We start from the raw sequence: 13179 nt of genomic DNA, 5'->3' as shown, positions 1-13179 counted from the left end.
CTCTCTTCTCTGGGGTGTGCGCGCGCGTGCGGTCGGGGCAGGCGCGAGGGTCGGGTCAGGAGGGGACGGATGCCGAGACGAGGCGCCGCGCCATGTCGGCGGCTCCCCACGCGACGTCCTGTTCGCGGGCGGACAGGGCGAGGTCGGGCAGGGCGTGGGCACGGGCGCGTCGGACCGAGGCCATGCCCGCCCACCCGCCGGTGAGCGTGGAGTGGGTCGCCGGGGCGACCTCGCGGTCCATCGCGGCGATGAGCTCGGCGATCTCGGCGTTGCTGTGCCGGAGGGCGGCCCCGAAGATCTCGGCGGGAGAGGCCTCGGCGTGCAGCGTCAGGCGCAGGACGCCGTCGTCGTTGCGCGCCCCGGTGACCTCGATCGCGCCGGCCGGCAGCTCACCCTCGTAGGGAAGCGCCATCACCGCGGCGTCGAGGGCGTCGCGCCCCGCGCGATCGCTGATGCCGCTCGCGTGCAGCACGCGCCGCAGCAGGAGCCCGGTCTTGACGCCGGCGACGAGCACGTGTTTGCCGGGCACGACGTGGCGCACCTCGTTGATGAGGGCGTCGGCCAGGCGCTGGCGCGCGGCGTACCCCAGGGGCGCATCGAGCACACGCAGCAGTACCTCGGCCGTGCCGAGCGAGACGTGGTACCCGTCGGCATCCAGCGTGCCGTTGGCTTGAGCGGCCACGAGGTGGTCGTGGCCGGCGACGGTGAGGGCGGCACCCGCGACGCGCGGGCCGAAGACACCGGAGGCGACGCCCCACGAGAGGCCTCCGCCACGGAGCGGGGGCAGCAGCGTGTCGTCGACGCCGAGGGCGTCCAGCATCGCGGGCCACGCGGCGCCGGAGTCCTGGTCGATGAGGCCGGTGCGTGAGGCGAGCGAGAGCTCGAGGGCGACGTCACCGCCGAGGGCGGCGACGATGAACTCGGGCAGGTCGAGCCAGCGCAGACCCGCGAGGTCGGTGCCCTGATCGCGCAACCAGGCCAGCTTGGCGACGCTCACCTGCGCTCCGAGGGGCAGGCCCGTGCGGCCGGCGAACTCCTCGCGCACCGCCCGCGGGAACGCCGCGATCTGCTCGAGGCCGCGCGGGTCGAACCAGGCGAAGCCCGGGCCCGCAGCGGCACCGCTCTCGTCGATCAGGATGCCGGTCTCCCCCATGCCGGCGACGGCGAGCGAGGTCAGCGGCTCGGCGGTCAGCGGGGCGAGATCGGCGTCGACGAGGTCGACGAGCGCATGCACGGAGGCCAGCAGGTCGGCGGCGTCGATGTCGGTGGTTCCGCCCGCTCCGACCCGCCACGGGGTGGGTACCTGAGCGCCGGCGATCTCGGTGCCGTCGTCGTCGATGACCAGCATCTTGATCGCGGTGCTGCCGAGGTCGAGCCCGGCGTGGAGGCGCGCTGACCCCGAAACCATGTCACCGGTGTCTCGCATGAGCGGCCGTCCTTTCCGGAACTTCTTCGAGTCCCGGAATTTCAAGCATGACACCGGTGACTTGCTACGTCTATGGTGGGGGTATGCCGTCGCCGTGTCAAATACCCGAATCGCTCGCCGTCGTCGTCGCCGGCACCGCCGGCAGCGGCAAGAGCACCCTGGGTCGGGCGATCGCCGAGCGCCTGCGGGCGCCCCTCGTCGACCTCGACAGCGTGACCACGCCGCTGCTCGACGCCCTGCCCGACGGCGCACTGGGCGACCACTGGCTCACATCGCCGCACTCCCCCGCGATCCGCGCCGGACGCTATGCCGCCCTGCGCGCCACCGCCGCCGACGCCCTCTCCACGGCGGGCCGCGTGGTGGTCGTGGCGCCGTTCACCGCCGAGCTGACCGGGGGCCCCGAATGGGACGCCCTATGCGAGGCCCTCGCCCCCGCCGAGCCGCACGTCGTGCACGTCGACGGAGACCCCGCCGTGCTGGCATCCCGCCGCTCCTCCCGCGGCGCGTCTCGCGACGCCCACCGCCCCGACACCGCTCCCGTGGCACCCTCGATCCCGGTCACCGCCGTCGATGCCGAGCTGTCGACGGCGCAGCAGCTGGCCCGCGTCCTGCCGGCGCTGGGGATCCGGCGGCCGATCGATGCGGACGCCGAGATCTTCACGCGCGAGTTCGACGCCGTGCTGTTCGACCTCGATGGCACGCTGGTGGACTCCACGGCATCCGTGGTGCGGTCGTGGCGCCGCTTCGCCGAGCACTTCGACGTGTCGATGGAGGCCCTGCACGCCAACCACGGCCAGCCCGCGCGCACGCTCGTGGGTCATCTGCTGCCCGCCGACCGGCATGCCGAAGCCCTCGCGCACGTCACCGACCTCGAGATCACGGATGCCGTGGGCCTTCTCCCCATCCGAGGCGCCGACGCGTTCTTCACCTCGGTGCCGGCCGAGCGACGGGCCATCGTGACATCGGGGTCGGTGCCGATCGCCACCGCCCGCCTCGCCGCCGCGGGTTACGAGCGTCCCGCGGTGTTCGTCACGGTCGACGACGTCGAGAACGGCAAACCCCACCCCGAGCCGTTCCTCACCGCCGCTGCCCGCCTCGGCGTCGACCCCGCGCGCTGCCTCGTCGTCGAAGACGCGCCGGCCGGCATCGCGGCAGCCCGCGCGGCGGGATGCGCCGTGCTGGCGCTGACCGGCACGACGGCGGAGGAGGAGCTGACCGCCGACCTGGTGGTGGACGGACTGGATGCCGTGCGGCTCGAGGTCGCGGCATCGGGAGCGCTGCGGTTGGTGCCGGCCGGGCGCCGCGACTGACCCGGGCACGAAGCGCGGGTTCGTGCCCCGCTTCCACCTGACACGAGGCAAGAGTTCTCGCCGCGGGTCACCGTCCGCGGGGTACGGACCTGCTGCGTTGCCTCAGCCGCGTCCGCGTGCCGGGTGGAGACTCCTCGTCAATATGAGCTCTGCTGCCGAATCACCGCGCGAGCCGTCGCGATCTACGCCAGCCCCACCACGAGGTCTCCCCGGATACTGCGGGCGCGCGGGGGCGCTGACTAGCGTTTTCTGGCCGCTGCCGCCGTCACCCCGACCGCGGCGGCGAGGGTAAGAGCGAGGGCAGAGAAGACGGGCCGGCGGTGGCGGATGGCCCACGTCTGAGGGCTGAAGGAGTGGGCGTCATCGGAGAAGATGCCCCGAGCACCGTGGTCACCTGCAACGGGCTCCCACAGGTTGGACGGCTGGGTGGAGCGCGGCTTGCCCGTCTCAACCTGCCCGCTGTACGCCGTCTTCGCGAGGAACCAGTCGAGGAACCGCCCGGCGAACCGCGCGCCGAGGATGGTGGCCGCGGTGGGTTCGCCCACCCAGGTACGTCGACGCGGTACGTCCGCAACGTCCGCGACCGCACGTGCACCGACTTCGGGTTCGAAGATGGGCGGCACGGGCTGGGGGTGCTCGGGGAAGCTGGACTTCACCCAGCCGAACTGCGTCGTGTTCAGCGCGGGCATATCCACCAGGGACACCGCTACGTCGCTGTGATTGTGCGTGAGTTCCGCGACGACGGCGTCGGTGAACCCATGGATTGCGTGTTTCGCGCCGCAGTAAGCCGCCTGCAACGGAATCCCTCGGTGGGCGAGGGCTGACCCGATCTGGACGACGTGCCCCGCTCCTCGCGACGTCATCCGACTGAGCGCTGCACGGGTACCGTTGACGACCCCGAGGTAGGTGACCTGTGTCGCTCTATCGAAATCCTCGACGGACGTATCGAGGAACTCCGAGATGGAGCCCGCCATGGCATTGTTCACCCACAGGTCGATGGGACCGAGCTCGTCCTCGATCGCCGACGCGGCCGCATCGACGGCGGCCCAGTCCGCAACATCGGTGCTCACGGCATAGCCTCGACGACCCCGTGCCTCGATCTCCCGGACGGTGGCAGCGAGACCGTCCCCGCCACGCGCCAGCACGGCAACATCCCACCCCCGATCCGCCAGCTCCCGACTGATCGCCCGCCCCAGGCCCGCAGACCCTCCCGTCACTACCGCCACACCACGCGCGCTCATGGTCACCCCTCATCACCGATTAGCTTCGCGGCAACCGTACGACCCGCGCCCACCGTCGAGAGGGGGTTGTGGAAGTCACGGGCGTCCGATCGCGCCGAGCTCAAGGCGGTCGAGTACCGTTCGGGCATGGCCTGGAACGACAGCGCACCCCGTGATCGGGCCGCCGCTCAGATCCTCACCGTGTTCGGCTCGCTGGTGACGGCCGCGTCGTGCATCCTGTTGTGGTCCACGCTCGCCTTCGGCCGGTTTGACGACGTCACCCGCCTTGGCATCCCGGTCTGGCTGCTGGCTGGCCTGGGAATCGGCGGGGGGCTGTGGATCGTGTGGCGCGGGATCGCCATGTACCGGGCGGATCAGTCTCCGCGTCGATAGGTGTTCCCGACCACCCCTGCGGCAAACCTCGGGCCCCGCGGCCCGGCCGCCGAGCCCCGCCGCGCGACCCAGGCCCCGAGCCCCGCCCCGCACACCTCCGGCAACCCGCCCCACCACCCGCTCCCACCCACCCTTCCCCCGCAAAACGCAGGAGTTGTGCCGAAGCCGCAGCGCACGCCCCCGCATCGCGGCCCCTCTGTCACGATGAAGCACGAACGGGCGGCAGGGCATTCAAGGGGGCAGACATGGCGCACGGCGCATCGAGCTGGTCGAGATTCTGGAACAGGGGCGGGTTCTGGCGGGCACTCCTGCTCGCGGTCGTCTATCTCGGCGTCTATCTGCTGATCGGTTTTCTGCTCAGCCGCGTGCTCGCCCCGGGCGGAAGCCTGCGGGGCGAGACGGGCAGCGCCGGCGACGTGTTCTTCGGCACCGGCGTCCCGATCCTCGTCACCGGGGTACTGCTCGTCGCCTTCGCGGCGTCGGTCGGGTGGCGCCGCGAGCTGTTCTCGCGGCAGACGCTCGGTGGGCGCCGGTGGATGTGGACCGCCGTGATCGTCGTGCTGGCGATCAACGTCTTCGCCCTGCTCTCGATCGATTACGCGGCCGCGGGGCTCCCGCTCGTCGGCGCCTGGTTGGTGACGGGACTGTTCATCGGCTTCGTCGAAGAGCTCGTCACGCGCGGCTTCGTCGTCGATCTCATGCGCAAGGCCGGTCACCGCGAGATCGCCGTGGCCCTCGCCTCGGCCGGGATCTTCGCCGCGCTGCACCTCGCCAACCTATTCACCTCGACCGAGGGCGTCGCCGTCGTGCTGCAGCAGGTCGTGTACACCTTCTTCTTCGGCCTGTGCATGTACCTCGTGCTGCGGGTGACCCGCACGCTGATCGCCCCGATGCTCGTGCACGCGAGCACCGACCCGACCCTCGAACTGCACGCCCTGTTCCCGGCCAACGGCCTGCTCGGCGTCGTTCCCACGCTCAGCACCTACATCGTCGTGCTCACCGGGCTGATTCTGCTGATCGCCCTGATCGTGAGTGAGCGCCGCCGCGCCGCCGCCGCACCCGCCTTCGAGTGAGGGGTCGATTCCCGTCGCCGCGGGGCTCCCGAGGCGGCGGGGCCTGACGCCTCACGCGCCCGACCGCGTCGCCCGCTCCAGCAGCTCCAGCACGTGCACGTACGACTCCCCCGTCGCCTTCGTCATGCCCAGCTCGCAGGTGCGGTTGCACGAGGCGTACGCGTCGGCGCCCCAGCCGGCGACCTCGGCCGCCTCGGGAGCGGTCGCGGCCTCGGTCAGCTCCGGGTGCAGCATGCCGCGATCGCCCGCATACGCGCAGCAGCCCCAGGCGTCGGGAACACGGACCTCGGATGCCACGACCGCACCGATCGCGCGGAGTGCCGGGTCGATGCCCAACTGCGTCGACGAGCAGGTCGGGTGCAGCGCCAGCAGCTCGGCCACCGGTGTCGGGGTGAGACGCGGAAGCAGATCGGATGCCGTGAAGGCCACGGCATCCAGAACCCGGATGCCGTCGTCGCGCAGCGTCGCCGCGAAACCTTCGGTGCAGCTCGACGCGTCGCACACCACCGGGAGGGCGCCGTCGCGCGTGGCCTCTCGGACGGCCGCACGCACGCGGGCCGACATGGTGGCGTGCCCCTTCGCGTAGCCCTTCGACGACCACGGGGTGCCGCAGCAGAGCGCGTCGATGCCGTCGGGGACGACCGCCGAGACGCCGGCGCGCTCCAATAGCCGGGTGAACGCCGCGGTCGCGCCGATGCCCTCGGAGGCACCGAACATGCTGCCCACGCAGGCCGGCAGGAACACCGCCACGGGCTCCACACCCGCCGCGCCGACCCGAGACCCCAGCGACCGCCGCGATGCCCCACCGGCGGGAAGCTCCGCCGAGTACCGCGGCACCGATTCGGCGCCGAGCACCGCGCGGGCGGCATCCGTCACCGTCCGCACGAGCGGCGTGGGCAGCGCCGCGGCGACCGTCAGCGCGGCGGATCCCGCGCGCGTCACCGCTCCCCATCCGGTCGCCGCCGCCGACCATCCCGCGGCCAGCACCGGGTTGGCATCCTCGCGACGGAAGCGCTTCATCAGCGTCCCGGTGTTGATGAGCACGGGGCAGGCCGTCTGGCACATGCCGTCGACGGCGCAGGTCTGCACGCCGTCGTAGTCGTAGTCGCGCTCGAGCTCCGCGACGAGAGCCCCGTCGCCGCGCTCGCGGGCTGCGGTCGACGCCCGCCGCACGACGATCCGCTGGCGCGGCGTCAACGTGAGCGATCGACTCGGGCACACCGGCTCGCAGTACCCGCACTCCACGCACCGGTCGGCCTCGGGTTCGATCGACACCGGCGTCTTCAGGTCGCGCATGTGCGCACCGGGGTCGTCGCTGATGATCACGCCCGGGTTCAGGATGCCGCTCGGGTCGAGCAGACGCTTCAGCTCGACCATCACGTCGTACAGCTCGTCGCCGTACTGCCGGCGCACGTACGGCGCCATCGCGCGACCGGTGCCGTGCTCGGCCTTGAGGTTGCCCCCGGCGTCGAGCACCAGGTCGACCATCGCCTCGGTGAACCCCTCGAACCGACCGAGCGCTTTCGCGCCCTCGAAGCGGTCGGTGAGCATGAAGTGGATGTTGCCGTCCTTGGCGTGGCCGAAGATCACGCTGTCGTCGTAGCCGAATCGCGCGAACAGCTGCCGTAGCCCTTCGCAGGTGTCGGCGAGACGCGCGACGGGCACGACCACGTCTTCGAGCAGCGCCGTCGTGCCCGAGGGGCGGGCCCCGGCGACCGAGGCGTAGAGGCCCTTTCGGAAGGTCCACGCGGCGGCGCGCTGCACCGGGTCACGGGAGAAGACGGCCGCGTCGAGCAGGTCCTCCCCGGCGAGCACGCGTGCGCCCGCCCCGGCGAGCTCCCGGAGCGCGGGAGCGTCGTCCGCGTGGTACTCCACGAGCAGCGCCGCCTGCGTGGTGGCCTCGAACCCGTGGATGGCGGCGGGGGTGCCGGCCAGACGCTGTCCGACGCGCAGGGAGGTGGCATCCATCAGCTCCAGCGTCGCCACTCCCGTCGACACCAGGGCGGGAAGAGCGCGGGTGGCCGCGTCGAGCGTGGGGAACACCGCGAGCGTCGTGGCGACGGCCGGGCGGATCGGCACCGTGCGGAACGTCGCCTCGGCGACGAACGCGAGCGTCCCCTCGGATCCCACCGTGAGGTGCGCGAGCAGAGCCGCCGGGGTGTCGAAGTCGAGGAACGCGTTGAGGGCGTAGCCCATCGTGTTCTTCATCGCGAACTGCCGCTCGATGAGCGCGACGCTCGCGCTGTTCGCGACGACTCTCTCGCGCAGCCGCATCAGTCCGGCGACCAGCGCCGGCTCGCGATCGCGCAGCAACGCGTCGGCGTCGGGGGCGGCCGTGTCGACGACGGTCCCGGATGCCAGCACCAGCACCAGTCCCTCGAGGGTGCGGTACGAGTTCTCCTCCGTTCCGCACGCCATGCCGCTGGAGTTGTTCGCCACGACCCCGCCGATCGTGCACGCCGCTTCGCTCGCCGGATCGGGGCCGAGCCGGTGCCCGTGCCGCAGCAGACGCGCGTTGACCTGGCGCACCGTGGCGCCCGGCTGAGAGCGCACGCGGCGCCCGCCGTCGAGCACGTCGATGCGCCCGAAGCCCTGCCGCACGTCGATGAGCAGCCCCGCACCCGACGACTGCCCCGACAGGCTGGTGCCGCCCGAGCGGAACGTGACGGGGGTACCGGATGCCGTGGCCGCCCGCAGGATCGCTCCCACCTCGGCCGCGTCGGCGGCGACCACCACGGCATCCGGGGTCAGCAGGTAATGGGAGGCGTCGTTGGCGTAGGCGACCCGGTCGATCGCGCGCGTGCGGACGCGCGACACGTCGGCGACCGCCGCGGTGATCTCGGGAGCGAGGACGCTCACGCGTCGCCCTCCGGGCTCAGGGCGCGAGTGAGGTCGGGCTCGGTGTCGACGAGGGCCCGGATGCCCTGGGGCGGTCCCGCGACGAGGGTCGACGCGTGCGCCACCGCATGGGCTCCCCACTCCGCGGCCGAGGCTGCGGCGACCGCGAGCGAATCGGCGCCGGCCGCCGCCGCGGCGGGCGCGCGGGTGAGACCGAGCAGGAACCCCGCCAGGGCGGCATCCCCCGCCCCCGCCGTGTTGGCGACGTGCGGGGCCTCGGCGCGGGCGAAGACCACCCGCTGGGCGGTGACGGCGAGCAGGCCGTCGGCGCCCATGCTCGCCAGCACGATGCCCACGCCGCGCGCGACGATCTCGCGCGCGGCGGTGACGACGTCGCCCAGGGTGGTGAGGGGGCGCCCGACCGCAGCGGACAGCTCGTCGACGTTCGGGGTGAGCAGGTCGATGCCGGCGGGGTCGGCGAGCAGCGCGTCGAGCGCGGCTCCGCTGGTGTCGACGGCCACGCGGGCACCGCGCTCGCGGGCCGCCGCGCGGACGGCGGTGAGGTCGACGAGGGCGTGGGTTCCCGCGAGCTCCGGCAGGCTGCCCGAGATGACGAGCCAGGGCTGCTCCCGCGCGGCGAGCTCGTCGCGCACGGCCGACACCGTGGCATCCCACGCCTCCGCCGACAGCGGCGGGGTGGGAGCGTTCACCTTGGTGGTCGCTCCGTCGGCGTCGACGATCGACGTGTTCACGCGTGTCGCGCCGGGCACCTCGACGATGCGCAGCAGGGGGGCGGTGAGTCCGCAGCGCGCGAAGCGCACGTCGTCGGCGCCGAGCACCACGACGGCGGCCGTAGGCGCGCCGCCCGCGGCGAGGGCGGCCGAGACGTTGACGCCCTTGCCGCTCACCTCCCGCGTGTAACTGTCGGCGCGGGCGAAGGCGCCGCGGCGCAGGATGCCGACGCGGTATGTCGCGTCGATGGCCCCCGCCGCGGTGAGGGTGACGATGCCGGTCATGCGGTGCGTCCGGTGATGACGTCGAGCAGTCGATGCACTTCGCCCGCGACCGCCTCGCGGCCGGGCGAGAGCCAGCGGCGCGGGTCGATGGCATCCGGGTCCCGGTCGAGCTCCGCGCGCACCGCGGAGGTCAGCACCTGGTTCAGGTGCGTGCCGACGTTGACCTTGCGCACCCCCGCGCGCACGGCGCCGTCGATGCCGGCGTCGGCGACGCCGCTGGAACCGTGCAGCACGAGGGGCACGGACAGGGCGGCGGAGAGGTCGGCGATCAGGGCTTCGTCGAGCCGCGCCGTGCGCTCGCGCATGGCGTGCTCGCTGCCGACCGCGACGGCGAGGGCGTCGACGCCGGTCTCGCCGACGAAGCGCACGGCCTCGGCGACGTCGGTGCGGACGCCCGGTGCGTGCGCGCCCTTGCCCCCGATCTCGCCTAGCTCGGCCTCGACCCAGGCGTCCACGGCGTGCACGCGTGCGGCGACGGCGGCGGTGCGGTCGAGGTTCTCGGCATCCGGAAGGTGAGCCGCGTCGAACATGACCGACCGGATGCCGACGGCCAACGCCTCGTCGACGAGCGACTCGTCGGTGGCGTGGTCGAGGTGCACGACGACGGGCACCCGGGCGGCCTCGGCCAGCCGCAGTGCAGCGGACGCCGCCGGGGCGAGCCCCCCGTGGAACGCGATGGCGTTCTGCGACAGCTGGAGGATCACGCCGCGGTCGGCGGCTTCGGCCCCGGCGACGATCGCCTCGGCGACCTCGAGGGTGATGAAGTTGAAGGCCCCGACCGCGCGGTGCGCGGCGAGCAGTTCGGGCATGTCGGCCAGCGGCACGGCGGTGTCTTTCTCGTCGGTGGTGATCGGTGGCGCTTCGCGTATTCGGCGCTTCGCGCGCGCGTGAGTCGCCAGAATCTGTCGCTGACGTGGTGGTTGATGCGACAAAGTGTGGCGACTCACGCGAAGAGCGGAGGGGGGATGCCGGGACCCCCACGCGGATGTGGGAGCCCCGGCATCCGGGGTGTCAGCAGGTGGACTTGTAGACCGCGTCCTTGCCGTCGGTGTCGATGTTGTCCTTCGTCAGGATGGTGAAGCCGGTCTGGATCTTCTCCTCCGTCGCTTCGCCCTTGAGGGCGGCGATGGCCTGCTTGACACCGTCGGAGCCGATGGTGGCGGGCTCCTGCGCGACGAGGGCCTGGACCGTGCCGGCCTGGAGGGCCTTGACCTGGGCGGGGCCGGCATCGAAGCCGACGATGGTGACAGCGCCCTGCTTACCGGCCTGCTGCACACCGGTGGCGGAGCCCTCGGCGGCGAACAGGTTGGCGGCGAAGATGCCGACGATGTCGGGGTCCTTCTGCAGCGCGGCGGTCACGATCTCCGCTGCCGTGGAGGGCTCGTTGTGCGAGTACTGCACACCCACGGATTCGAACTTGCTGTCCTTCGCGACGGCGTCTTCGAAGCCCTTCGCTCGGGCGTCCGTGGTCGAGATGCCGGGGTCGACCGAGACGACGAGCACCTTGCCGCCGTTCGGGTTGGCCTCCTGAATGGCTTCGAACGCGGCCGCTCCGCCGCCCTCGTTGTCGGACGAGATCTGCGAGACCGCGCCCGAGGGGTCCTCCAGCGTCGTGTCGACGAGCACGACCTTGATGCCCGCCGCCTCCGCCGCCGCGATCGGCGCCTGCATGGCCGACACGTCGGTCGGGGCGATGAGCAGCGCGTCGGGCTTCGACGCGACGATCGCGTCGACGATCGGCTTCTGCAGGGTGGGGTCGAACTTCTCGGGACCCTGGGTGGTGACGGTGGCGCCTTCTTTGGCGGCTTCGTCCTGGATGCCGCACTGCATGGAGATGTAGAACTCGTCTCCGGCGACGCCCTGCACGAACGCGATCTTGTACCCGCCCTCCGCGCCGCCCGACGCGGAGCCCGACGAGGCTCCGCCGGAGCACCCGGCGAGGACGAGGGTGGCTGCGGCGCCGAGGGTGGCGAACGCGAGAACCTTGCTGTTCCACTTCATTGTGATGACCGTTCTCTCTTGGTGGGGTCGGATGCCGGGCCTCAGCCGCGGCGTCCTCCGCTGACGAACTTTCGCCAGAGGCTTTGGGTGTTGCCGCGGGTCGCGGCGGTGCGGCGCACCTGGTCGACGTAGACGGCGGTGATCAGCACCGCGCCCACGGCGACCTGCTGCCAGAACGGCTGCACGCCGGTGATGACGAAGCCGTTCTGCAGCACGGCGGGGATGAACAGGCCCACGACCGTGCCGAAGATCGTGCCGACACCGCCGAACAGGGACGTTCCGCCGATGACGACGGCGGCGATGACGTTGAGGTTGGTCTGCGACTGTCCCGCGATGGCGGTGGTCGAGAACTGCGAGAGGGCGAGGATGCCGGCGAGGCCCGCGAGTGCTCCCGACAGGGTGTAGACCGAGATGAGGTGGCGGTCGACTTTCACGCCGACGCGGCGGGCGGCCAGCTCACTGGAGCCGACGGCGTAGGTGTAGAGCCCGAACTTGGTGAAGTGCAGCACGATCGCCCCGATCACGACCACGACGAGGGCGATGACGCTGATGATCGGCAGCGACCCGAACACGTTGCCGTACCCGATCGACACCGTCAGCACGGTGGGAACGTCGCGCACGTCGACGCCGCCGGTGAGGATCTGCGCGAGGCCCAGGGCCATGCCGAGCGAACCGAGCGTGACGATGAGCGGCGGGATCTTCGCCTTGGCGATGAGGAAGCCGTTCAGCAGCCCCCAGCAGACGCCGCTGAGGATCGACACCAGGATGCCGATCGTGGCGACGCCCCACCCTTCACCGCCGAGCGCTCGCATCACGAGGGCCGAGACGACGCCGGAGAACACGAGCACTGATCCGATGGAGAGGTCGATGCCGGAGGTGATGATGATGTACGTCATGCCGACGCCGAGGACGGCGAGGATCGAGGCGTTTTGGATGATGAGGCGGAAGTTGGACCACTGGGCGAACGAGTCCGGCGCCAGGGCGCTGAAGATCAGCACGATGACGATGAGGATGATGAGGATCTGGAAGGCCTGCGCCTTCAGCAAACCGACGAAGAAGTTCGGTTTCGAATCGTCGAACGTGCCGATGGCGACGGTCTCCGTCGGAGGTGTCGTGGTGCTCATTTCTGGTCGTCCTTCGTGACGGCGCCGGTCATGAGCCCGACGAGTTCTTCCATGGAGGTCTGTTTCGCGTCGATGTTCGCCACCCGGGTCCCCAGGCGCAGCACCTGGATGCGGTCGCACACCTCCATCACGTGCGGCATGGAGTGGGAGATCAACACCACCGCGATGCCCTTGTCCCGCACCCGCCGGATCGTCTCGAGCACGTTCTTCGTCTGACGCACACCGAGAGCGGCGGTGGGTTCGTCGAGGAACACCAGGCGTCCGGCCCAGTGCACGGCACGGGCGATCGCGATCGCCTGCCGCTGCCCACCCGACATCTCCCCCACCGGAGAGGTGAGCGAACGCACCGTCGCGCCAAGCTCATCGAACGCCGCACGGGAGGCGACCGCCATGTCCTTCGTCTTCATGAACCCCAGCGCACCGGCCAGGCCCGGGCGGCGGATCTCGCGGCCCAGGTACATGTTCTGCACCGGATCGAGATGCGGGGCCAAGGCCAGGTCCTGGTACACCGTCTCGATCCCCAACGCCGACGCGACCTGCGGATTCGACATCTCGATCGGCTGCCCATCGAAGAGGATCTCGCCCTCATCGACGGCGAGATTGCCCGACAAGGCCTTCACCAGCGTCGACTTCCCCGCACCGTTGTCACCGATCAGGGCGGTGACCTCCCCCGGATAGACCTCGAAATCCACATTGCTCAACGCCCGGACAGAACCGAACTGCCGCGACAGTCCCCGCGCCTGCAGCACGGGAACGGCGGTGGTGACTGACGACATCG

11 protein-coding genes are annotated in these 13179 nt (G+C 71.5%); 3 read left to right on the top strand and 8 right to left on the bottom strand.

Annotation, left to right across the window (positions count from 1 at the left end; translation table 11 throughout):
* Positions 1-55: 55 nt before the first annotated feature.
* Positions 56-1426, bottom strand: a complete 1371-nt coding sequence (locus IFU40_RS14760; RefSeq protein ID WP_198424690.1) for an FGGY family carbohydrate kinase — start codon at positions 1424-1426, stop codon at positions 56-58.
* Between the two features lie 83 nt (positions 1427-1509).
* Between IFU40_RS14760 and IFU40_RS14755 the strand changes: the two genes are divergently transcribed.
* Positions 1510-2736 (top strand): HAD-IA family hydrolase, encoded by a 1227-nt coding sequence (locus IFU40_RS14755; RefSeq protein ID WP_191926800.1) that lies wholly within the window; start codon positions 1510-1512, stop codon positions 2734-2736.
* A 239-nt stretch (positions 2737-2975) separates the two neighbouring features.
* Here IFU40_RS14755 and IFU40_RS14750 read toward each other — a convergent pair whose 3' ends face one another.
* Positions 2976-3977, bottom strand: a complete 1002-nt coding sequence (locus IFU40_RS14750) for an SDR family oxidoreductase (RefSeq protein WP_191926799.1) — start codon at positions 3975-3977, stop codon at positions 2976-2978.
* Positions 3978-4103: 126 nt separating this feature from the next.
* Here IFU40_RS14750 and IFU40_RS14745 point away from each other — a divergent pair, with 126 nt between their 5' ends.
* Together IFU40_RS14745 and IFU40_RS14740 are read left to right on the top strand one after the other, a co-directional pair.
* On the top strand, positions 4104-4349 hold the full coding sequence (locus IFU40_RS14745) for a hypothetical protein (RefSeq protein ID WP_191926798.1): 246 nt from the start codon (positions 4104-4106) through the stop codon (positions 4347-4349).
* 245 nt (positions 4350-4594) lie between these two features.
* Positions 4595-5422, top strand: coding sequence for a CPBP family intramembrane glutamic endopeptidase (locus tag IFU40_RS14740; protein WP_191926797.1), 828 nt, complete (start codon positions 4595-4597; stop codon positions 5420-5422).
* Between the two features lie 51 nt (positions 5423-5473).
* Here IFU40_RS14740 and IFU40_RS14735 read toward each other — a convergent pair whose 3' ends face one another.
* From IFU40_RS14735 to IFU40_RS14710, 6 genes are all read right to left on the bottom strand, one after another.
* Complete coding sequence (locus IFU40_RS14735; RefSeq protein WP_191926796.1) at positions 5474-8281, bottom strand: FAD-linked oxidase C-terminal domain-containing protein; 2808 nt, start codon at positions 8279-8281, stop codon at positions 5474-5476.
* Entirely contained in the window at positions 8278-9276 is a 999-nt protein-coding gene (locus tag IFU40_RS14730; protein ID WP_191926795.1) for a 1-phosphofructokinase family hexose kinase, read from the bottom strand. Before IFU40_RS14730 ends, IFU40_RS14735 begins: the two co-directional genes overlap by 4 nt.
* The gene (locus IFU40_RS14725; RefSeq protein WP_342343540.1) at positions 9273-10100 is read right to left on the bottom strand and encodes a class II fructose-bisphosphate aldolase; all 828 of its coding nucleotides are present in this window, start codon (positions 10098-10100) and stop codon (positions 9273-9275) included. The genes IFU40_RS14730 and IFU40_RS14725 overlap by 4 nt, the downstream gene beginning before the upstream one ends.
* 187 nt (positions 10101-10287) lie before the next feature.
* Positions 10288-11277 (bottom strand): ABC transporter substrate-binding protein, encoded by a 990-nt coding sequence (locus IFU40_RS14720; RefSeq protein WP_070409271.1) that lies wholly within the window; start codon positions 11275-11277, stop codon positions 10288-10290.
* A 41-nt stretch (positions 11278-11318) separates the two neighbouring features.
* Positions 11319-12401 (bottom strand): ABC transporter permease, encoded by a 1083-nt coding sequence (locus IFU40_RS14715; RefSeq protein ID WP_070409270.1) that lies wholly within the window; start codon positions 12399-12401, stop codon positions 11319-11321.
* On the bottom strand, positions 12398-13177 hold the full coding sequence (locus tag IFU40_RS14710; RefSeq protein ID WP_070409269.1) for an ATP-binding cassette domain-containing protein: 780 nt from the start codon (positions 13175-13177) through the stop codon (positions 12398-12400). Before IFU40_RS14710 ends, IFU40_RS14715 begins: the two co-directional genes overlap by 4 nt.
* Positions 13178-13179: the final 2 nt, after the last annotated feature.

The sequence above is a fragment of the Microbacterium sp. CFBP 13617 genome (genome assembly GCF_014839445.1).
Lineage (GTDB): Bacteria > Actinomycetota > Actinomycetes > Actinomycetales > Microbacteriaceae > Microbacterium.
This window is presented reverse-complemented; position numbering and strand designations above follow the sequence as displayed.

Excerpts from the sequence above, each read along its gene's own strand:
- IFU40_RS14715 (WP_070409270.1), bottom strand. The coding sequence starts at position 12,401 with ATGAGCACCACGACACCTCCGACGGAGACCGTCGCCATCGGCACGTTC.
- IFU40_RS14740 (WP_191926797.1), top strand. The coding sequence starts at position 4,595 with ATGGCGCACGGCGCATCGAGCTGGTCGAGATTCTGGAACAGGGGCGGG.
- IFU40_RS14730 (WP_191926795.1), bottom strand. The coding sequence starts at position 9,276 with ATGACCGGCATCGTCACCCTCACCGCGGCGGGGGCCATCGACGCGACA.
- IFU40_RS14750 (WP_191926799.1), bottom strand. The coding sequence starts at position 3,977 with ATGAGCGCGCGTGGTGTGGCGGTAGTGACGGGAGGGTCTGCGGGCCTG.
- IFU40_RS14760 (WP_198424690.1), bottom strand. The coding sequence starts at position 1,426 with ATGCGAGACACCGGTGACATGGTTTCGGGGTCAGCGCGCCTCCACGCC.
- IFU40_RS14755 (WP_191926800.1), top strand. The coding sequence starts at position 1,510 with ATGCCGTCGCCGTGTCAAATACCCGAATCGCTCGCCGTCGTCGTCGCC.
- IFU40_RS14745 (WP_191926798.1), top strand. The coding sequence starts at position 4,104 with ATGGCCTGGAACGACAGCGCACCCCGTGATCGGGCCGCCGCTCAGATC.
- IFU40_RS14710 (WP_070409269.1), bottom strand. The coding sequence starts at position 13,177 with ATGTCGTCAGTCACCACCGCCGTTCCCGTGCTGCAGGCGCGGGGACTG.
- IFU40_RS14720 (WP_070409271.1), bottom strand. The coding sequence starts at position 11,277 with ATGAAGTGGAACAGCAAGGTTCTCGCGTTCGCCACCCTCGGCGCCGCA.